The sequence below is a fragment of the Vibrio sp. 1641 genome (genome assembly GCF_033339995.1).
GTDB classification, from domain to species: Bacteria; Pseudomonadota; Gammaproteobacteria; order Enterobacterales; family Vibrionaceae; genus Vibrio; species Vibrio alginolyticus.
This window is the reverse complement of record NZ_JAWOVP010000001.1, coordinates 832,757-853,511: the sequence shown is the minus strand read 5'-3', so window position 1 is coordinate 853,511 and position 20,755 is coordinate 832,757. Positions and strand designations below refer to the sequence as shown.

The 20,755-nt window shown below is 43.1% G+C and carries 17 protein-coding genes; 11 read left to right on the top strand and 6 right to left on the bottom strand.

Going from position 1 to position 20,755, the window contains the following annotated elements:
• Positions 1-11 precede the first annotated feature (11 nt).
• On the bottom strand, positions 12-2,675 hold the full coding sequence (locus tag R7Z47_RS03735) for a nitrate reductase (protein ID WP_318129829.1): 2,664 nt from the start codon (positions 2,673-2,675) through the stop codon (positions 12-14).
• A 292-nt stretch (positions 2,676-2,967) separates the two neighbouring features.
• A complete protein-coding gene (locus R7Z47_RS03730) occupies positions 2,968-3,402 on the bottom strand; it encodes a GNAT family N-acetyltransferase (protein WP_017634213.1) in 435 nt (144 codons plus the stop codon).
• Between the two features lie 379 nt (positions 3,403-3,781).
• On the opposite strand from R7Z47_RS03730, the gene R7Z47_RS03725 reads away from it, so the two are divergent.
• The 5 genes from R7Z47_RS03725 to R7Z47_RS03705 all read left to right on the top strand — a co-directional run bounded on the left by R7Z47_RS03725 (position 3,782) and on the right by R7Z47_RS03705 (position 10,431).
• Positions 3,782-5,038, top strand: coding sequence for an aromatic amino acid transport family protein (locus R7Z47_RS03725; protein ID WP_130545589.1), 1,257 nt, complete (start codon positions 3,782-3,784; stop codon positions 5,036-5,038).
• 610 nt (positions 5,039-5,648) lie between these two features.
• Positions 5,649-7,562, top strand: a complete 1,914-nt coding sequence (locus R7Z47_RS03720; protein WP_262606496.1) for a diguanylate cyclase — start codon at positions 5,649-5,651, stop codon at positions 7,560-7,562.
• A gap of 10 nt (positions 7,563-7,572) precedes the next feature.
• Positions 7,573-7,914, top strand: a complete 342-nt coding sequence (locus tag R7Z47_RS03715) for a hypothetical protein (protein ID WP_025767691.1) — start codon at positions 7,573-7,575, stop codon at positions 7,912-7,914.
• A gap of 270 nt (positions 7,915-8,184) precedes the next feature.
• On the top strand, positions 8,185-9,963 hold the full coding sequence (locus R7Z47_RS03710; protein ID WP_154203894.1) for a S8 family peptidase: 1,779 nt from the start codon (positions 8,185-8,187) through the stop codon (positions 9,961-9,963).
• A 12-nt stretch (positions 9,964-9,975) separates the two neighbouring features.
• Positions 9,976-10,431 (top strand): hypothetical protein, encoded by a 456-nt coding sequence (locus tag R7Z47_RS03705; RefSeq protein WP_025767689.1) that lies wholly within the window; start codon positions 9,976-9,978, stop codon positions 10,429-10,431.
• Between the two features lie 146 nt (positions 10,432-10,577).
• Here the strand turns inward: R7Z47_RS03705 and R7Z47_RS03700 are convergent, their stop codons facing one another.
• From R7Z47_RS03700 to R7Z47_RS03690, 3 genes are all read right to left on the bottom strand, one after another.
• Complete coding sequence (locus R7Z47_RS03700; RefSeq protein WP_017820241.1) at positions 10,578-11,507, bottom strand: SRPBCC family protein; 930 nt, start codon at positions 11,505-11,507, stop codon at positions 10,578-10,580.
• Positions 11,508-11,644: 137 nt separating this feature from the next.
• Entirely contained in the window at positions 11,645-12,886 is a 1,242-nt protein-coding gene (locus R7Z47_RS03695; RefSeq protein WP_130545585.1) for a sensor histidine kinase, read from the bottom strand.
• Positions 12,858-13,526, bottom strand: a complete 669-nt coding sequence (locus R7Z47_RS03690) for a response regulator transcription factor (RefSeq protein ID WP_130545584.1) — start codon at positions 13,524-13,526, stop codon at positions 12,858-12,860. The genes R7Z47_RS03695 and R7Z47_RS03690 overlap by 29 nt, the downstream gene beginning before the upstream one ends.
• An 89-nt stretch (positions 13,527-13,615) precedes the next feature.
• Here R7Z47_RS03690 and R7Z47_RS03685 point away from each other — a divergent pair, with 89 nt between their 5' ends.
• Complete coding sequence (locus tag R7Z47_RS03685) at positions 13,616-14,815, top strand: DUF5666 domain-containing protein (protein WP_054576762.1); 1,200 nt, start codon at positions 13,616-13,618, stop codon at positions 14,813-14,815.
• A 149-nt stretch (positions 14,816-14,964) separates the two neighbouring features.
• Complete coding sequence (locus R7Z47_RS03680) at positions 14,965-15,261, top strand: hypothetical protein (RefSeq protein ID WP_033906987.1); 297 nt, start codon at positions 14,965-14,967, stop codon at positions 15,259-15,261.
• 96 nt (positions 15,262-15,357) lie between these two features.
• Here the strand turns inward: R7Z47_RS03680 and R7Z47_RS03675 are convergent, their stop codons facing one another.
• On the bottom strand, positions 15,358-16,407 hold the full coding sequence (locus R7Z47_RS03675; RefSeq protein ID WP_017634220.1) for a hypothetical protein: 1,050 nt from the start codon (positions 16,405-16,407) through the stop codon (positions 15,358-15,360).
• 439 nt (positions 16,408-16,846) lie between these two features.
• Here R7Z47_RS03675 and R7Z47_RS03670 point away from each other — a divergent pair, with 439 nt between their 5' ends.
• From R7Z47_RS03670 to R7Z47_RS03655, 4 genes are all read left to right on the top strand, one after another.
• Positions 16,847-17,308 carry a hypothetical protein gene (locus tag R7Z47_RS03670; protein WP_005388493.1) on the top strand — a complete coding sequence of 154 codons (462 nt, stop codon included), beginning with the start codon at positions 16,847-16,849 and terminating at the stop codon, positions 17,306-17,308.
• A gap of 93 nt (positions 17,309-17,401) precedes the next feature.
• A complete protein-coding gene (locus tag R7Z47_RS03665; protein ID WP_005375841.1) occupies positions 17,402-17,875 on the top strand; it encodes a copper chaperone PCu(A)C in 474 nt (157 codons plus the stop codon).
• Positions 17,876-18,483: 608 nt separating this feature from the next.
• Positions 18,484-19,239, top strand: coding sequence for an SDR family NAD(P)-dependent oxidoreductase (locus R7Z47_RS03660; RefSeq protein WP_318129826.1), 756 nt, complete (start codon positions 18,484-18,486; stop codon positions 19,237-19,239).
• A 415-nt stretch (positions 19,240-19,654) separates the two neighbouring features.
• Positions 19,655-20,551, top strand: a complete 897-nt coding sequence (locus R7Z47_RS03655; protein ID WP_372051950.1) for an NAD(P)-dependent oxidoreductase — start codon at positions 19,655-19,657, stop codon at positions 20,549-20,551.
• The last annotated feature ends 204 nt before the right edge of the window (positions 20,552-20,755 follow it).

Here is a 20,755-nt window from a genome sequence, read left to right as displayed (position 1 = left end):
CTCTTTGAGACTTACTTTATTTGAATAGCCAGACTTTGCTGGTTCGCTTGCTGTTTGCCCTTTTGATGCTGATGGCTGTCGACCATTTGTTTGATTTGAGAAACACACGAGCCACAGTTAGTACCGCATTTGAGTTTGTTTTGAAGCTGGGTCAGTGACGTGCAGTCTTGTTTCTCCATCGCGTCATGTATTTGTTTATCGGTGATACGGAAACAACTACAAACCAGTTTGGCACTGCTTTGCGATTGAGTGATGGTCAGCAGTTGCGATAGCTCCATCGGTTTGCCAATCAAGCCGGTAAAGTTGGTGTAGTCGGTTTGAATCGGTTCACTAGACACCACTAAAACAGAACGAATGATACGAACGTCTCCAACAAGGTCGTAATCCACCGCGAGCCAACCTTGGGCAATATCTATCGTAATCCTGCGGCTCTTTTCCGTTCGACAAAAACTCTGCTTCTTTGGTCGCTTATCGTGTGCAAAGCGCCAAATGCCCAAATTGCTTTCTGCTTGAAATGCGCTGTAGAGAAACTTGCCGGAATCAAACTGTGTACCGATGAACATACCGTAGGTTTTTACCGCCGCGTCTTGCACTTCAACATAAGATGACTTAAACGCAGGTTGCCCAGAAATAGGGTCTTTTGCGCTGTTTACTATTGCGTTAACACCGCTTTCACCGCCATATCGACCCGCCCAGTGCATTGACATAAATAGCTCCTGAAAACCCAAACCTTCATCAATGGCAACTTTGGCATAAATACTGGTGTTTGAAGTAGGCTGAAACAGCTTGGTGAGTTGTCCTGCTTTTAAGCGATTTTGAGTGGCAGAGAGTGTGTTCATGTACACGGTTGGTTCTAACTCAGAGGCGGCAAGGTGTGCGATATGACCTGTGCGTGTCATGGTATGCCATTGATCGCGTTGCCTGCCCGTATTGAGCCACCAGCCTTTTGTTCTTTCTAAACGCGTTGGAGATTCACTGGTCACGACAAAACGCGCTTTACCATCTGGGTGCGAATAGACGCCATCAGCAAAAGGACGCTCTCCTCCCCATTGTGTTGGCACCCACTCTTCGTATTCTTGCTCGGTTAAGTTGGCGTATTGAGAAAGATCTAGCTTCAATGGCGAATCTGCATTCATGCCTGTCATCGCCGCATATTCCCTGAATACCGACCGCTCAGAAGTAAACGCAAAGCCGTTTTGTGTCTTTTCCACTGCACACAGAGCTTGTCCGACTTGACTTATCGCCCACCAATCTGATTTTGCTTCACCCGGAGGCGTTTGAAACTGGCGCTGCCTTGAAAGTCGACGCTCAGAGTTGGTCACCATGCCTTGCTTCTCACCCCAACCAGCGGCGGGCAGCAACAGATCCGCGTAATGCGCCACATCCGAATCCGCTGTGATATCGGAAACAATCACAAACGGACAAATCTGTAGTGCACGTTTTACCAATTGGTTATCTGGTAAAGAGACAACAGGATTGGTTGCCATGATCCACAGAACTTTAATCCCACCACGTTCTACCGCCTCAAACAGTTCAACGGCTTTTAAACCGGGCTGAGTGGCAATTTCTGGTGAATCCCAGAACGTCTGCACTTGCTTGATAGACTCTGCGTCAAAAGCACGGTGAACCGCTAATTGATTTGCCAAACCACCCACTTCTCGTCCACCCATCGCATTCGGTTGACCTGTAATAGAAAATGGCCCGCAACCTGACTTGGCAATTTTACCCGTCGCCAAGTGTGCATTAATGATTGCATTGCCTTTGTCGACGCCATTTTCGGCTTGGTTTACCCCTTGGCAAAACAACGTAATTGCGGTTGGGCTTTGCGCAAACCATTGGAAGAATGTCGTGAGTTTTTCTTCTGAAATGCCAATGGAAGACGTCAAATTAGTGACATCGTAACGCAAATCAGAAACTTCTTCTCTAAGTGCATTAAATCCGTCGGTATAAGAATTTATGTATTCAGAATCAATCAATTGTTGTTCAATAAGAAACTTGAGCAGCCCATTGAAGAGTGACACATCACCATCGTTTTTAATCGGTAGATGCAAATCCGCTTGCTGTGCGGTGACCGTTTCACGCGGGTCAATGACCACCAGCTTGAGGTTAGGATTGTTTTCTCTCGCTTGTTGAATACGTCGGAATAAAACAGGGTGCGTCCAAGCGGTATTAGCACCGCAAATGATCAATAGCTCAGTCTTATCAATATCGTCGTAATTGACGGGAACGACATCTTCACCAAATGCTCGTACATGAGCCGCAACCGCCGAAGACATACACAAACGCGAGTTCGTATCGATGTTTGCGCTGCCAACATAGCCTTTCATGAGTTTGTTGGCGACGTAATAGTCTTCCGTTAACAACTGCCCTGACACGTACATCGCGATGGAATCCGGTCCAAACTCCGCTTTCGCTTGATGAATCTTTTCAGCAATCAGATCCGTGGCTTGTTGCCATTGCACCTCTTGCCCTTGAGGTCGTTGCTTGGTGACAAGCTTTGGATACAACAAGCGCGAAGGCATATTCAAGCTCTCTGCCAGCGCGACACCCTTCACGCACAGTGATCCCGCATTTGCAGGATGACACGCATCCCCAACGATTCCTTTCGCATTGACCTCGACACCACATCCAACACCACAATAGGGACAAGTGGTTTTTTTGCATCCTTGCGACATAACACCTCCAGTGCGATTCAGCCCAACTTACTAGCAAAAAAAAGCCTCTCCCGAATCGAGAGAGGCAGCAATGCCTTTAACGCTGTTAGTACATTTTCAAAAAGTAATACCCTATACCGCTCTCGCCTGCTATTAAGAGCGGCGCATCGAGTTATCGATGAACGTTTATGTAAAGCAAGTGAGGTGCCAAGATTAAAAACCCTTACCATACAAAGGGTTAGCTTAAAACCAATTATAGCAATGTAATGCTACGCACTGATTGTGTGCAAATTTCGGTCATTATCGTGCAGTATTACTTTACTAATTCCATAACTAACCTGGATTCTTCGTCACCAAAATAATGCGCTTCTTCTTCTAACGTTTTAAAGCCAAGGGAGAGGTATAAAGACAATGCAGGTTGGTTCTTAGGATCGACAGTCAATTTCACGCTTGAGCCTAACGTCAACGACGCAATAACGTTTTCTAGGAGGGAACGCGCAATACCTTTACCTCTATGTTGAATATCGACGGCCAATGACATGATCCAATATTGATGTGCATTTGTGCTAGTCGTTAGCAATATATACCCTGCGACCTGCTCTCCCTCTTTTGCTACCAGTAAACTCTCTCCCCAACAATCAAAAGCTTGCCGAAAGAAAAATTGAGGATAGGCGTGTTCTCCAAATAAAGTATTTTCGAGCTTATATATGGCAAATAAGTCCTCTTTTTGCGCAGACAAGATGTCCATTCAATGACTCCTTCTTTAACATGAATGGCAGCAGTATACCTAAATCTCATCTAAATGACGGGACACAAACATCTCAATTAAGTGCTTAAGAAATGTAATATTCTTCCTGAAAATTAGGCCTAACTCACTTAGAACATACATCCGTGATTAAGTTTTAACCGCAAAATCAAAAACCACACAAGATGAAAATTTCAATACATACAACCATTAAATGCATTAGATTTAAGAACTTTATTCTGGTTTATTGAAAAATTCATAGTTGGATAATTTACAACCACCCCAAATTCACAGCATTATTCACCAAGCTTCGCGTGTGATAATAAACACTAAAACCTTTACCATTTTCAGCATTATTATTTTTATAAAAGCGAGTTTTAAAGTGAAAGAATCTCGAAATGCCTTAAATCCTAGTGAAATAAACACAACCACAGCTTGGTCAAAACATGATACACATTGGGTTCTTAGCCTATTTGGAACAGCCGTTGGCGCAGGCATCCTGTTTCTGCCAATTAACCTTGGGATTGGTGGTTTTTGGCCTTTAGTCGCGATGGCAGTACTTGCTTTTCCAATGACCTATCTTGCGCACCGTGGCTTAGCTCGTTTTGTACTATCTTCTAAGATCAAAAACGCAGACTTCACTGATGTAGTGGAAGAGCACTTCGGCGCAAAAGCAGGTCGTTCTATTTCACTGCTGTATTTTCTTTCGATCTTCCCGATCCTGTTGATATATGGGGTTGGAATAACAAACACAGTAGATAGCTTCATGGTAAATCAGGCTGATATGGCTTCTTTACCTAGACCTTTGCTTTCTGGCGTACTAGTGTTTGCACTAATTGCTATTATGATGGCGGGTGAAAAAGTAATGCTACGGGCCTTTGCCATCATGGTGTTCCCACTTGTTGCCATTCTTGCCTTTCTATCATTTTACTTAATACCGAACTGGACCATGCCTGTCATGGATGTGCCAGAAGCGTCAGCTTTTGCTAGCACTATGTGGTTAGCAGTTCCTGTAGTGATTTTCTCGTTTAGTCACGCAGCTGCAATTTCAAGCTTTGCAAATGTACAACGTCGCCATTACGGTAAGCAGGCAGATGCCAAATCCGAAGTTATTCTTCGTCGCACTAGCATCATGCTGATTGCCTTTGTTCTTATTTTTGTATTTTCCTGTGTGCTAACACTGTCACCTGAACAATTGGCTCAAGCAAAAGAACAAAACGTATCCGTATTGTCTTACTTAGCGAACGCAACCGATAATCCATTTATTGCAACACTTGGTCCTTTAGTAGCGTTTGTCGCTATCACTTCATCTTTCCTTGGGCATTTTTTAGGTGCGCGTGAAAGCTTAAATGGTTTAATTAACAAGCATTTTAACCTATCTGAGAAGCGTGTTGATCGTATCAGCGTGGCAGCACTGTTCTTCTCAATCTGGGCGGCGGCGATCATGAACCCAAGTATTCTTGGTATGATGGAAGCATTGTCAGGGCCTGTTATTGCAATGATCTTATTTATTATGCCAATGTTAGCGGTGTATAAAATCGAGGCGATGAAACAATATCGAGGAAATATCTCTACTTACTTTGTTCTAGCAGCAGGCATTGTGGCGGTAAGTGCATTGATTTTTAGCTTCTTCAGCTAATAACTAAAGACTAGCTTGGATTTTCAGGGGAATACCTTACACAAGGTTAAGGTGATTCCCTGAATTTTCTTACTCTTTAAAAGGTAATCATCGTTACCCTTGACTCTTAAATAAGAGCGAAAACACCCGCAATCATAAGTACTGAAGCAATGCAGGTACGGCCGATAATGCCGAAGTGCGAAGGTTGAATCATTTCATTATGCATAGTTAATCTCCTATTTATTATAAAAGCCATTTTTTATTGGCTTAATAACACTATGTCTAATATCCAGTTTTTTAACAACCCATACAAACATTAAATATTTATGACAGAAACGTAATTTTTTACACTTCACCCTGATTTCGAGCGATGAATCCGCGGCTTAAATCACTAGATTGAGTCCACCGAATATGCTCGCCTACCCGTCATCGTTACCTTGTCTATACCATCGCCTAATCATTGCATAAGTTTTCAATAGATTTTGATTTATAAATCATAATATTATAGAGATCCTTCTCGTATCTCACTCCCAAAACACTTTGCCACTGGGAATCCATCCGCACTTAACCAACAAGAAATGGTAGACTTAACTGGTATTCGGTTAAGAGATCACATTTTATTAATACGCTCATGCACTTCTCAATTAAAAAACTGGCTTGCGCACTTTGTACTGCACTTGGACTTTTCTTGCATCCGACCAACGTACTGGCGAGTACCGAAAAGCAAGCTTATCTGGAAGAACACATTTCAGCAGAAAGCAAGCCCATGTTAAAACTCTACTTTCGCTCGATGGGTAAGCCGCGATCAATTCAAAAAGATGAGTTAAATACGCCACAGAATGCATCAGCAGAGTCTCTTGCTCTGTATTACTTTGCACGAAAGTACCTTAAGCGTTACGAAGGTGTTCCATTACCGAAAGATATGCCCGATTTAATCGAATTCGGTAAAAAGCACCATTTGGAATGGGTCGTCGCTGAAGCACAGCTCAATAAGGCTGTAACAATGATTGAGCAAGACGATAACTGGAACGCAGAATTGTTACTCCATGACGTTGTTTCTACAGCCCGTGATCTTGGTTATCTAGCATTAGAAGGCCGTGCTTACCGCTGGTTAGGCAATCTAGAAGTATCTCGAAATCAACTACGCAGTGGCCTAAAATATTATCGCAATGCCTATGAGTTATTAGAAAAAACAGTGTTTGAAATACAAGTCGCGATGACACTGAACAACATTGGGACGGTCTACATCGACGCATCAGATTGGGCTCGGGCCAACAGTTACCTAACGCAAGCTCTCGACACTTACCTAGAGAGCGAATATCAATACGATAATAGCTTTTTTATGGGGGTTATCTACGCAAACCTTAGCATCGTTCACTCGAGCCTCGGAGATAACAAAAAAGCGGAATATTATTTCAATGAAGCCATTCGACTTTCAATGCAAACAGGGTCGGACACAGTCAAGCACCACTCTTTATCCAGCTTTTCACAAATGTTGAGCTCGGTAGGAAAAATTGATGATGCATTAATGGTAGCACAACGTTGCGTTGACCTGCCCATTCCAAAAAATCTAGAAATGCTAAAAACGTCTTGTTACGAGGCATTTGCAGAGGCTTACCTCGCAAACAAACAATACGATAAAGCTATTACAACAGCACTTAACGTTCTAGAACAAACCAAATCAACCAGTGAATTAGAGCTGCGTCAGCGTATTGATATGCTTTCGGTACTGGTAAACGCTCATCAAATTCTTAATGACTATGAAGCGGCTTTTCATTATTTAACCCAATTAAGAGAGCTAGAGGCTGAGTTTTCTCATCATATTCATGGTGAAGAGATGATTAACATTAAGTTTGACCTCGAAGCTAAGTTAGCCCAGAAAGAACTCAAATTGCTAGAAACAAAAAATGCGCTACAAGCCTCTGAGCTGCGTTCACAGCGCTATCGAGAAATGTTCTACTTTATCGCTATTGCGGCAATTGGAGTCGTTGGTTTTCGTTACGTACTGCGCGTTAGACGTATTAATAAAGCACTCACTCAAGAAAATACTACTGATCCATTAACTCAACTGCATAACCGTCGCTATCTTCACATTTGGTTGGACAAAATGGCTCGTAGAAGCCCAGATAGAACATTTGCCTTAGCCGTTTTAGATGTCGATCATTTTAAAACCTTTAATGATCAATATGGACACGATATTGGCGATAAAATGCTGACTCATATTGCCACGCTATTTAATGAATCCACCCGCTCTGGTGACCTACTCATTCGTTGGGGTGGAGAAGAGTTTGTCCTATTATTCGAAGTACAGCGAGTTGAAGATTGCGCTAAGTTTTTGGAGCGATTGAGATATACTGTTGAAAACAAACCATTGGTGGTTGACTCTAAACCATTAAGCGCGACAATTTCCCTTGGAGCAGTGGACAAACTGTCGGCACAAACAATTAAACAAGAATGGGATCAGTGGTTTTTCTTGGCAGACCAAGCTTTGTATGATGCGAAGCAAGCTGGCAGAAACCAGTTCATCATTCACCCTACATCATAAAAAAGCACACATGAAAAAAAATCTAATCATTATTACTTTTGCGCCTCTATTTCTTATGGCGTGCAGTAATCAGCAAGCATCTCAACTGGGAATGCGCAGCAGCAGTGTCAACGTATATGCCCAGCAAATGAGTAACACTCAACTATGTGAAACTCTCTACTACAACCGTGCAACTAACCAAACCAAAGTGGCGATTGGTGCTGAGTTCAATCGACGTGGATTAAACAAAAAGTGGTGTGATAAAGAATTCGATAAGTTGTACATTAAAAAGTGGATTGATAACGTGCTGCCTAAGGAAAAAGCCGAACCCAAGAAACCAATCGCAACTATTCAACCCGCTTCAACTAAATAACCCACCATCTTGAAGCAGACGGTACACTCGTATTTTCTGCTTTTCATTTTTCATTTTTCATTTTTCATTTTTCATGCATGTTCGATGCGACATATAAAAACCTCATGGTTTCAGTAAATTAACAAAGACTTATGTTGTCCATCGAACTTTTAATGTAAACAAGTTGTAAATGGTTTTCGTCCTTATTCTTTGTCGTTAGCTTTGTTTGTTCCTGTTAGCGGAATATGAAACAGGAACTAAAAAATTCCAAACAAAGACATGAGGTCAAAAATGGAAATACGCATTAATCGCCTATTTGCAGCTATGTTGGCAGTAGGCATTGCACCTGCCGTCTCGGCGTTTGATCCACTCTATTCTGAACAATGGCACTTAGACAACACGGGGCAAACTGCGTTTGCGGCTAATCCTGCTGTTGCTGGGAACGACTTAAACACTAAGCTCACTCAGGCAATGGGGATTGCAGGTGTTGGTGTGAAAGTTGCCGTCATTGATTCTGGAGTGCAGATCGATCACCCCGACCTTGCAGGTAATATAGTTATAGGTAGCAGAAACTTCGTCGAAGACTCTTCATTCCCACTAAGTTATCCGGTTGATACTAATGGTCATGGCACTGCTGTAGCCGGTTTGATTAGCGCCGTCGGCAACAACGGTGAAGGCGGACGCGGTGTCGCTTCTCACTCTTCCCTCATTGGTTTTAACTGGTTAGCCAACCAGACATTAGAAGGCTGGTTAATCTCCCATGGCATGGACCCAGCAACACGTGATGTTCGCGTATTTAACCAAAGTTACGGTTTCAGCCCTATAAACCCGATTACTTTTGATGAAAGCGACCCTCAACTAAAACTTGAAATGGACGTGATGAAAAACGTCAGCGAGAGTAACGCCTGGGGTCGAGGTGCTGTATTTGTAAAGTCAGCAGGTAATGGTTACCGTTATTTCAATGCAGGGCGATTCTTCGTATTGCCAAGTAACTTCTTTGCTGGTGGAGACAATCAAGGCTTACCGATGCACAACTCTGCTCAGTCTTATGATAACGCCAATTACTTCAATTTAGTCACTAGTGCACTGCGAGCGGATGGTACGAGAGCGAGTTACTCATCGGTGGGTTCGAACGTGTGGGTTGCAGCACCAGCAGGTGAATATGGGCAAGATTTCCCTGCTATGGTCACCACTGATTTAATGGGTTGTGAAGAAGGGCAAAATACCAGTGAAGGCCTTGGCATTAATGGGTTACACGGCGGAACGGAGCTCGATCCGAACTGTAACTATACCAGTACGATGAACGGAACCTCATCGGCTGCGCCAAACACATCGGGTGCCATCGCGGCAATAATGTCAACCAACCACGCACTTTCTGCTCGTGATGTACGTGCTTTATTAGCGGAGACAGCAAAAGTAACGGATAAAGCGCATCCAGGCGTACAGCTTGAATTTACTAACCATAAAGGCGAACAGGTTAGCTACGAGGCCATTGCCCCTTGGCAGAAAAACGCAGCAGGCGTAGATTTCCATACTTTTTATGGCTTCGGCGCTGTAGATTTAGATGAAGCGATGCAACGTGCTCGTATGACGAATCGTGTTTTACCAGCTCAAGTCATTACACCATGGGTTAATAGCGCTACAGAAGTAAGTGTACCCGATGCAAGTCTAGTTGGTGGTTCTTCAAATATCGCCATTGCCGATGAGCTGACAGTAGAATCCGTTCAAGTGACATTGACATTGGACCACGCTCGTCTGCCCGACTTAGCTATCGAGCTCATTTCGCCATCAGGGACTCGTTCCGTTTTGCAAACACCGCGCAATGGTCTTGTTGGTCAATCTCTTGATCCAACGATTACAGGCTACAAAGATCAATTAATGTTGTCTAACCAATTTTATGGCGAAGATGCAAAAGGCGAATGGACGTTGCGAGCAATAGATACGAACGGCGATGAAGTCTATTCTTACATTGCATATTTCAACTCTTCCACCATCTATGACGTTCCGATGGCAAACAACGCTCAGCCCGGTGTTATTAAGAACTGGTCGATGCGCATATTTGGACACTAAGGAGTCAATAACATGAAATACAAATCATTTTCTATGCTGGCTCTCGTTATCATGACGTCGAGTGTATACGCTGAGCAACAGCTCTCTCAACAACCTGCACCAGAACTGTTTGTGCCATCAGAAGCGGTTGAGATTAATGGCCAAGATTATCGAAAAGTGCAAACTGGCACTGTTAGAACCCTATCTGAAGACGTAAAACTTCAAGCGGGTGATGAGGTGTTTAAGAATGCGTTTAGTAACGTATCCAAAGCCACAGGACTGGTTTATATCACCGTAAACAATCCTAACGAAGCGAAAGCAGTCGCCAAAGAGTTAAAATTAGAAGTTATCTTCGCAGAAGGGGAATCAGCGGTGTTAAAAGCATCTCAAGATCAAGATCTGCTAAGTATTAGCGACTACCTAAACGCAGACAGCCGGGTAAAAGCGTCTAAAATTGAACTAAACAGCGGTAAATACCGTGCACAATAATTCTCTAACAAGAGAAGTTGGCCTGTAAAACCATGCCTCAGCGATTGCTGAGGCATTTTTATGGGTAGGAACAGATACGCTATTATTCTTTAGTAACATTTCGCATAACTAGTATGATACCTAAACACTCTACTCGCCTGCGCCTGTCATTTCTTAAACAAAATAATTTCCGTTCTTAGCTCTTCTTCCGTGGTTTCCTTCGGGCTATTCAGGTAGCGTTCGATTCCTAAAGGACTGGTTTTGACTTTCATGCCACTCTGACGAACCAAGTTCATCGCTAAAGCCCATGCATTTCCCAAAAACTGATATTCACCTCGGTGTTCGACGACAAATGTTTCACTCTCAGGAATGGTACCAGTAACCGCCCCTTGAGGCGCTGGTACTGAGTTATGAAGAGGAAAGCAAGTGATAAACTCGAATGTACCTTTCTGCATATCCATCGACTGGTAATAACAAAACAATTCACCATTCACGGATAGGGTTTCGTCACTAATTAACTGTTCTAGTTGCTGAACATGCTTCTCAATTACCGAACCTAATTCCTGCAAGCTAGCCACACCCTTGATCCCAATGTAATGAATTTGAGGCAACGTTCGGTTACCTATTTCGACTAAGTCTGAATGCACTCTTCCGGTTTCAAGCTTACTTTTGAGCATGCGTAACCCACGTTGATAATCCATCTCTATCATCGACTTAAACATACTTTTCAGAAAGAACAGATACCAAGGGACGCGAGATTGCATTTGCCATTCGACTAAACAGCCATTTTGTGACGGCGTCACGATTAGAGTCACCTTTCCATGGCTCTTGATTGGGCGAAAGAAATGCAGCTCCATATCTAATCGATGCTCTTGAGTACTTTCCAGTACAATCGCGCCAGTCCCAATACGCTGACCATTCCATTGATAACCAGCTCCAACGTGGCCCTGATTATCACTGAATGTCAGCTCGCAGCTTGGTTCAAGAATGATCCATGGTGACCAGCTGGGCCAGTTATTGAAGTTCTTGAGATAGCCAATAATTTCACTTTGATTCTTATTAATTTCAATACTTCGGCTGACCTGATAAGAGAGCATAACGGTTCCTCGAATTTCCGCTTCACTAACTTCAGTCTAATTCAAATTCCAGTTTTTTCTTGTTTGACTGCGGGTTAGATGCGTACGACAAGAAAAATCCAGAGCGTTAATTCTCACTTGAATCAATACGCGCAAAGCTAAGAGCAGAACTCCACTTTTGCACTAAATCGAACACCATCATCGTCCAGTACTAACGCCCACCCCATCCGTTCACATATTCGTTGTACGATAACAAGCCCACAACCATAACCAGCATTGTACGTCTCGTTGCCATCGTGACGGTTTAGGATCTTAAGCGCATGACCTTTCAACTCAATTTCAATATCTCCCACACTATAGCTAAAGGCGTTTTTAATCAGATTGTTGATAACAATGGTCACAAAACTCTCTGGTGCCTTCACTACACCACTATGTTGTTCGTGCAAAGCGTAGTTCGAATCTTGCTTGGCAAATAAAGGCGCTAGCTCTTCCAACTGTTTTTGTAAACAAGTGAGAAGCTGATGCTCTCCGTAATGCTGAGGCTCTATTTTCTCTTTACCAAGTAAGAGAAACGCTTCTGTCAGTACACGCATCTCGTCACAAGCTGACTGCATCCTCGTGATGGCTTTTTGCGCAACTCGAGGTTGATCAGGAATACGCCTCAGAATGTCTGTTGAGCCTTTAATCACCATGATTGGCGTTCTCAACTCATGCGATGCAAAACGGCTAAATTCTTGTTCTCGTTTGAAATAGCCCGCTATATCGTTCTTATTATCCAGCAAAGTCTGCTCTATCTGGCGTGTTTCGCTGAACTTAGTTTCAACTTGGAAAGCGGGTTGATCCGGTGACATTTGGCTAATTTTGTCTTCAATTTGCGCTAATGGCCGAGACAATATTCGCACCATGTAAATGCCATACCCAACCATGACAAATGAAAACAAACCACCGAGCAGCAGCGTAAACTGATGCAGCGAGCTTTCGTATTCGTCCAAGTAATCATCTGAGTCATCTTGAAATACAATGTACATAAGCCCCTTCCCTGAGGGGTGGTTCAATACAACAAAGTGTTTGTCTTCTTCACCAAGCAGGTATTCGTAAAAACCAGGTGAAGTAAAAGAGAGCAACCAATCGGGTGTCGGTGCTTCACTCCAATATGAGTTGAATTCCAATACGTTTGGCAATGGCGCATCCCAGCCCTGTTTCTCGAAATTCTCACTATAAAGCGCAGCTTCAGTATCTAGCCAGTGATGTAAACTCAGCACTTCCAGTTTGTTTTCTGCCACATAAATCAGCGACCAAAAAAGAGTAAACATCACAAACGTCATGACCCCAAAACCCCAACGGATCTTGCGATAAATGCTTGGATATTCGTTATGCTTTAAGTCGGTAACCTTGTCCATGAATAGTCTCTAATCGTGATTCTTCAAAACCTTTGTCTAACGCGGTTCTTAAACCGTAAATATGGCTACGAAGTGCATCACTTCCAGGTGGTTCGTCTCCCCACACACTATCGATCACTTCTGCGCGCGAGACCGCTGCTGGAGCACGTTGGAGGAGCAATTTTAAAATTTTAGCTTGCATTCGACTCAGCTTAATTTCTTTGTCTTTTCTCGTTACTTTTCCTGTACGCGCATCTAAACAAATATCTGCAAATTTGAGCGTTCCGATATCTTGTCTTGGACCACGATTAGCCAAAGCATGAACACGCAAACTGAGCTCTTCCATCGCAAATGGCTTCATTAAATAATCATCTCCCCCCGCTTTAAAAGCCGCGATTTTGTCATCTAGCGTATCTTTTGCTGTTAGGAAGAGAATTGGCGTTCCACATAACTTATCTTGTCGAAGCTTCTGTACCGTACTGATGCCATCGAGCTTCGGCATCATGATATCCATGATGATTACATCGTAATGATTTTCCTCGATTAACTTAATCGCAGCCTCTCCATGAAACGCACAATCGATAATCATGCCTTCGAGCTCAAGATAGTCTGCAATCGTCTCCGAGACGTTATGGTTGTCATCTACAATTAAAATTTTCATAAAATCACATTTCTTCACGATCTCTTCACGATATGCCCAATAAGATACAGGCAATTTCCTAAACTCGCTCGTAAATTGAGGTTAATACAATGAAAAAACTCGCTCTTATTTCTGTAGTAGGTTTGGCATTGTCTGGTTGTGGTGGTTCAGGTGGTGGCAGCAATAGCGATAGCACACCAACTCAACCAGCAGTGAAACCAAGTGTAGCGATTGGCTCTGTTGAAGCGGTCAACGCTGAAGAAAGCACGTTAACCGTCAATGGACATACGTATCGTGTGTCTGAGGTGGTTTATGACGACACACAAGTGCAATTGGCCGATGTAAAACCAAAAATGGTGGTTCGCGTGGGGTCAGATATTCGGCAAGCTTCGGACAATGGCGTCCGAGTCACACTTGAACCAACCATTACTGGACGTGTTACAGCAATTGATTATGTGAAGAAAACATTTACGGTAAACGGCGTAGATCTGCAGTTTGACGGTTTAAGTGATGATATAGAGATCAACGACTGGGTGATGGTGTCATCCTTGCCGACTGCGGATGCGGGTTATCGAGTGTTGTCTGTGGTCGAAATCGACGTAGATAACGATTACCCAGCCCTTGGAAGCTACTACGAACTGGAAGGTCGCATTACTAATACCGATGAAAATGCTGGCACGTTTGAGCTTGGTACAAATATAACCGTATCTTACGACAACATTAGCCAACTTAGCATCGGCCAATGGGTGGAAGTAGAAGGTGAAATGCAAAACGGCATCTTCATGGCAAATGAGGTAGAAGTTGAAGGCTACGACGTCATAGGCAATGACAGCGATGTGGAAGGCATCGTCACATGGGTTGCAAATGACTACAGTGAGTTCTCACTAAACTACCGAGGTGCATTCTTCATCGATAACGCAACACGATTTGAAGATGGCAGCAAAGCGAACCTAAAACAAGGCCAAGAAGTGGAAGTAACGTCTGTCATGAAAAATGGCAAACGCATCGCTACCGTTATTGAGTTTGAGCAACCAGACTTTGACGATAACAACCAATGGCAAGGTAAAGAATTTGAATGTGAAGGATACGTATCAAACTACGATGCTGAAGCAAGAACATTTGAAATCGAGCGTTGCGAAAACGACGCAGATCAATTGCTAAACAACACGACCGTTGTGATTGATGCACAAACACGCTTCCAAGGCATTGAAGAACTTAACCTAAATGGTGCTCGTGTCGAAGTCGAAGGTGTGATCATTAACGACCAAAATATTGCCCGTGAAGTGGAGTTAGACGTTTACGACAACTAATCCCTTCTGCGCTTAAGAAAAAGTGTCACTTCGGTGGCACTTTTTCTTTTTACCTTACTTTGCTTCCCAAGCTCAAACCAACAAATTCTCAGCCAAAGCCTTTTCTCTCCGTTACACTTTACCTATGTTTCACAACATTGGTGACGACTATGAAAAAACGCAACCTCATTTTGTTAGTCTTGTTTTTTGGTTCAGCCACGAGCTTAGCTAGCGTGATGGATCCTGACTGCGATGCAGAAAAGGCAGCTAAAGCCGCTGCGACAAAAGCCGTGGTTGGTGTTGGTGGTCGCTGTACGCCTAAAGAGGCACTGAAAGATACCGCAGTTGATGCAGGAAAAGACAAATTGCCAGATGAAGGGATGGCGGGTAAAGCTGTTGATGCAATGACACCGGAAAAAGAGAAGAAAACGGTGAAAGACGTAACCAAAAAGCTCAATAAAGATTGATACGCTTTCTTGTAGTTAACTTTAATAGCGAAACTCCCCCCTCCCCAAAAAAAGAGCGCCGATTGACGCTCTTTCCGAACTCTAATAGATAACCAATTATGCGGTTTCTGCTTCACCTATCCAATGATAATGGTGGTTGGCTTTTTTCCCCACTAAACCGAGCTCTGCCAATTCTTCAAATACCTTGTCTACCTCTTCCGCAGACAGCCTAAACTGTTTAGCAACGGCTTTTTTGGTGCACGTAATTTGATGCGTTTTAAGTGCATCGCTAACTTGCTCTAACAAGGTTTTCGGTTCCTTTGGTTCTTCTGGCTCCGGCGCAGCTGGTATTTCTTGCTCTTCTTCCTCTTTTATATGAGGAAGATAACCCGCAGGCGCTGGGTCTATATCGCGAACTGTTTTCAATATCATGCCCTCATTTCTGCGATAGAAATATCGGAACCGTTGCTCTTCACCAATCAAGCCAACAAAAAATGCAGCAAAGAAGTCCAAAAGAATCGAAAGAAATACAACCAAGCCAAGCTGAGCTTGTTGAGAGGTGGTACCAAATGCGTTGGCTAGGCTATCAATCAAACCAATCACTGAGCCTTGCGTCACCGGCGGTAAACTATCACGCTCCATAGCCAAGCGTTGCTGCTCTTCACGTAAGGTTTTGTTTTGATCCTGAATGCGAGTTACACCAGTCGCGATACGCTCCATCTCGATGTATTTCTGCGCTGCCATATTGTTGAGCTCAATCTGCTTATCGATTGCCGCAATCTGACGATTAAACGCTTCCACTTTCGCCTGCTCTACCGAAATATGACTTTGTGCACTATTGGTTGCACTATTAATCCCACCAATACTACCGCCAATGGAAATCGCAGCTAAAACTAAATAAAACACGAGAGCGGTTGCTGCTCCTGTGTAGTTGCGATGGGCTCGGCGCTCACCGTATTCATACCAAGCGTAAAATTTACCCGCTTCAAAAATGATCGCTAAACCACCAAATAAGGTTTGCATCATCGGGTTTTCGTCGATCGACAAAAACAGCAATAGAGAAAAAATAGTCGATGCTAAAATCGCAGCACCGGTGAATGCATATACACTCACCATGGCAAATCGACCTTTAGGGTATCGATATCCAATCTGTTGTTCGTATTTCATTTGAGAAATTTCTTAAGATTAATCGCCCCTCCGACTAAGTAGGACGGACGTTTCTGGCATGTACAAAGGAGCGCAGAATACCGTATCCTTTATTAAATTACTGTCATAATTCCGTTAATGGAAAACAAGTGAAGATTCGGTGTGCATTTTGAATCGATATCAGCCAAATCTAGCACGTAAAAACACCACCACGACACCCACTAACCGAAGCTTCAGTGACATATAAGAGAGATTAATTCGGTATCTTCAGAAGCGACTAAGCAAGACTGACAAGTTGAATTGGAGGTTGTGAATGTCAGCCGAATCAAGACATTAAAGCGTTAAAAATAGGCAACAAAACAAATAATGCACACTTGCATCACCTTTTAGTAAACTGATAATTACATTGTTTGGTTAATTTGTTAGTATTCCGCGCCGAAGAAGATAAGCACTCAATTGTATGGAAAACACTCTAATACAGCACAAACACCATCGCTTGCACGCTATTGCGGTTATTATCGCGGTGTTGTTTCAGTTGTATTTAGCGTCCACAGCCGCTCTTAATCCTACACAAGTTCACAGCACAACTTGGCTCAACAAAGTCCAAAGTGAAAAGGTTTTACTGTGTACCGCAGATGGTTTCAAATGGGTGGATATCAATACGTTGATTGAGGCTAACGCTCAATCTTCTTCTAAGCTCATCCAAGATCTTAACTTACACGACGGCTTCCAGTTTGAATGCCCGCTTCTTCAAGCTGTTCAATTCTTTCTTTTAGTTGCGATTGGGCTTTACCTGACAACCATCCATTGGCTGCGCCGAGTAAAGTATGCACTTACGACTTATCACTTTTCAAAATGCGATAAGCTCGTTTACAAACACATCGCGCCTAAGCACTCTCCGCCGAGTGTTTTTCCTGCCTAACAGGCATCTAATCATTGACAACTTTATTCAAAAATAACGATGACTCTGTTTGTTGTCCATTCAGAGAAGCTATTAATTCAAAAGGAAAAACACATGCTTAAATCATTAAAAACCGCCGCTATCGCGCTTATTGCTGTCATCGCTAGCCCACTGAGTTTAGCGCACGATTATGAAGCAGGAAAAATTCATATCGACCATCCATGGAGCCGCGAAGCGCCACCAAACGCACCTGTTATCGGTGGTTTTTTTCAATTAACCAACCACGGTGACAGTGAAGATGCATTGATCGCAGCAGAAAGCCCAATCGCAGGGCATGTCGAAATTCACACGCATAAGAAAGAAGATGGTGTGATGAAAATGATTAAGATTGACGAAGTGCGCGTTCCAGCCAATGACTCAGTGTTGTTTAAGCCAGGCAGCTTCCATTTAATGATTTTTAACCCAACACAAACTCTTAAAGAAGGCGACCGCTTCCCTATGACGTTAACATTCAAAAACGCGGGTAAAGTGGAAGTAGAAATGGCGGTTGAAAAACAAGGTCACATGGAAAAACACATGCACCATTAATGACGTAAACAAAAGTGCCCGCTGATTTAGCGGGCATTTTTATCTCAGCTTAGTCAAAATCGTTATTCCGGTAGATCCTAACTCGACTCTTCAGAATAATGGTGATGAATAACGCTCGGCGAAACGGGGCCACATATCATAACAGCATGCTCGGGCAAGAGATTCTAAATCACGCTCGTCCCTCGCTATTCAGAATGACCTTGAAAAACTTAAGATCCTAAAAAGGTTCCCTACCCGCTTAAAACTCAACCTCTCGACAAAGTTCTCCAACCATCACTTGGCAAGCCTAAATGAAATCATAAGTTTGGCAACAAAGACCCACTGTTAATCGGCTTTCTTTCTACTTGAAACAAACCTCAGCCCAACGAGCTAAGCCGGCAGCTATATGCTCAATTGTTTATATATCCCGATTCTCCTGACTAGATACAAATCATGCACGACCGTAAAAGTCGATATATGCCACTGGATGAGTCAGCATCTCAAAAAAGTACGTGATCGACTTCTCATTGTTGGTGTTTCTCTGTTTATTAAAACCATTTGTATTACAATAATACCCTATGTTGAATGAAAAATCCTTTCCAACTCTACAAACATGAGAGAACACCATTATGTCTACTAAAATTGCATTTATTTCTGGTGCTACTGGCGGTATCGGCTTCCAAGTGGCAAAGCGTCTTGGTCAGGATGGATACACGGTCATTCTAAACGGCATTGAAGATGAAAAAGGTTCGGAGTGTGTCTCCAAACTACATAACGCAGGGATTGAGGCTGAATACTACGGTTTTGACGTTACAGATGAACATGCCGTCGATGAAAACATCAATGCTATTGGTGAAAAATACGGCAAAATCGATGTTGTCGTTAATAACGCAGGTGGTCTTGGTGGTCGTAGTCCTATTGAAGGTATGGAAACTGCTTTTTTCCGTAAAGTCATGGCTTTAAACCTCGATAGTGCATTCTTCGTATCACGCGCAGCGATTCCATTTCTAAAAAAGTCTGATAACGCATCAATTATCAACTTCACTTCAAACGCTGCTTGGAATGCAGGTGGTCCAGGTGCAGGTATTTACGGTACATCAAAAGCCGCCGTTCATACATTAACTCGCGCTTTAGCTAAAGAGTTAGCTCCGGCTGGAATTCGTGTCAATGCAGTATCTCCTGGCACTATCGATACACCATTCCATGCTCAAATCAAAGCAACCAAGCCTGAAGTATTTGCTTCTTGGGCAGACAGTATTATGCTTGGACGCCTAGGCCAGCCAGAGGAAGTCGCCTCTACTATCTCTTTTCTGGTAAGTAAAGATGCATCATTCATTACCGCAGAAACACTGCAAATTGGTGGTGGTCAAGCTTTAGGCATTTAGTACCAATAAGTCTTTTTACCTATCAGTAAGTGCGCTTTAGTACTGATTTGATAACGGCCGCAGTATGTTTGTACTGCGGCTTATCCTTATACCACCTCTCCTTTAACCCCATCTGTAACGTTTCACCCATTTTTTGGTATGGACAGTATTCCTCTAGCTGAAACAAAATCACTTGTATTACAATAAATTTTATTTTTACATTATTTAAGCCCCCTAAAGGCTTTGTTCACGATAAAATGGAAGCGTGATGAATTCGCTTTTCTTATATACACTGATGAATAAAACCCCCACAAACCTTACTTACATCTCACTTTTAGAAAAAATTCATCCCAAGCCCGCTATGCTCATAATTTTCAATTGCAAAAGCCACAATAGTCATTATGATTACCAACAAGCAATATAATCATACAATAGTATTTTTGGAGTTAAAATGACTAAACCTATCATTGGTTTCATCGGCCTAGGCTTGATGGGCGGAAACATGGTTGAAAACCTACAGAAACGTGGTTACGAAGTTGCTGTAATGGACCTCAATAAAGATGCTGTTGACGCAGTACTAGCTCGTGGAAACGCTTCTGAAGCTTCTTCAGGTAAAGAGCTAGCAGAGAAAAGTGATATCGTGATGCTGTGCCTAACAACATCTGAAGTTGTCGAAAAAGTTGTTTACGGAGACACTGGTGTTCTAGCTGGCATGTCAGAAGGTAAAACACTCATCGACTTCGGTACATCTATTCCAGCTTCAACGAAGAAGATTGGCGCTGACCTTGCTAAGAAAGGGGCTGGTATGATTGATGCGCCTCTAGGTCGTACACCTGCCCACGCAAAAGATGGTTTACTGAACATCATGGCCGCAGGCGACGTCGAAACATTCAATAAGGTTAAGCCCGTACTGGACGATCAAGGTGAAAACGTATTCCACCTTGGCGCACTAGGCTCTGGTCACGTAACTAAGCTTGTGAATAACTTTATGGGTATGACAACCGTAGCAACCATGTCTCAGGCATTTGCTGTTGCTAAACGTGCTGGTGTTGATGGTCAACAATTATTCGACATCATGTCTGCAGGACCATCAAACTCACCATTTATGCAATTCTGTAAGTTTTACGCCGTAGATGGCGAAGAAAAACTAGGCTTCTCTGTCGCAAACGCAAACAAAGACCTCGGTTACTTCCTTGCTCTATGCGAAGAGCTTGGTACAACTTCCCTAATTGCAGAGGGCACTTCTAAGAGTCTACAAGCGGCAGTTGATAAAGGCCTTGGTCAAAATGACGTTCCAGTCATCTTCGACTACTTTGCAGAGCTAGAAGCTTAGTCACACTCAGTTGCAACTATAAGCCCAGCAACCAATGTGGCTGGGCTTTTTTGTTTTTCCTCTTCCCCAGACGCTCATCACTCCTTGATACCCTAGCCACTCCTTTAAAGTTTTGCAGGGCAGCCTCTTCCAATTCTCTTATATATTTTCCACTCACACTTCAAAACCTCTCTCCTATTTCTGGCGTACGCCTCATTAAAGCTA

Bases quoted from the DNA above. Each gene is read 5' to 3' on its own strand.
- R7Z47_RS03695 (WP_130545585.1), bottom strand. From the start codon at position 12,886: ATGGACAAGGTTACCGACTTAAAGCATAACGAATATCCAAGCATTTAT.
- R7Z47_RS03690 (WP_130545584.1), bottom strand. From the start codon at position 13,526: ATGAAAATTTTAATTGTAGATGACAACCATAACGTCTCGGAGACGATT.
- R7Z47_RS03720 (WP_262606496.1), top strand. From the start codon at position 5,649: ATGCACTTCTCAATTAAAAAACTGGCTTGCGCACTTTGTACTGCACTT.
- R7Z47_RS03680 (WP_033906987.1), top strand. From the start codon at position 14,965: ATGAAAAAACGCAACCTCATTTTGTTAGTCTTGTTTTTTGGTTCAGCC.
- R7Z47_RS03670 (WP_005388493.1), top strand. From the start codon at position 16,847: ATGGAAAACACTCTAATACAGCACAAACACCATCGCTTGCACGCTATT.
- R7Z47_RS03685 (WP_054576762.1), top strand. From the start codon at position 13,616: ATGAAAAAACTCGCTCTTATTTCTGTAGTAGGTTTGGCATTGTCTGGT.
- R7Z47_RS03700 (WP_017820241.1), bottom strand. From the start codon at position 11,507: ATGCTCTCTTATCAGGTCAGCCGAAGTATTGAAATTAATAAGAATCAA.
- R7Z47_RS03715 (WP_025767691.1), top strand. From the start codon at position 7,573: ATGAAAAAAAATCTAATCATTATTACTTTTGCGCCTCTATTTCTTATG.
- R7Z47_RS03730 (WP_017634213.1), bottom strand. From the start codon at position 3,402: ATGGACATCTTGTCTGCGCAAAAAGAGGACTTATTTGCCATATATAAG.
- R7Z47_RS03705 (WP_025767689.1), top strand. From the start codon at position 9,976: ATGAAATACAAATCATTTTCTATGCTGGCTCTCGTTATCATGACGTCG.
- R7Z47_RS03660 (WP_318129826.1), top strand. From the start codon at position 18,484: ATGTCTACTAAAATTGCATTTATTTCTGGTGCTACTGGCGGTATCGGC.
- R7Z47_RS03665 (WP_005375841.1), top strand. From the start codon at position 17,402: ATGCTTAAATCATTAAAAACCGCCGCTATCGCGCTTATTGCTGTCATC.
- R7Z47_RS03675 (WP_017634220.1), bottom strand. From the start codon at position 16,407: ATGAAATACGAACAACAGATTGGATATCGATACCCTAAAGGTCGATTT.
- R7Z47_RS03735 (WP_318129829.1), bottom strand. From the start codon at position 2,675: ATGTCGCAAGGATGCAAAAAAACCACTTGTCCCTATTGTGGTGTTGGA.
- R7Z47_RS03710 (WP_154203894.1), top strand. From the start codon at position 8,185: ATGGAAATACGCATTAATCGCCTATTTGCAGCTATGTTGGCAGTAGGC.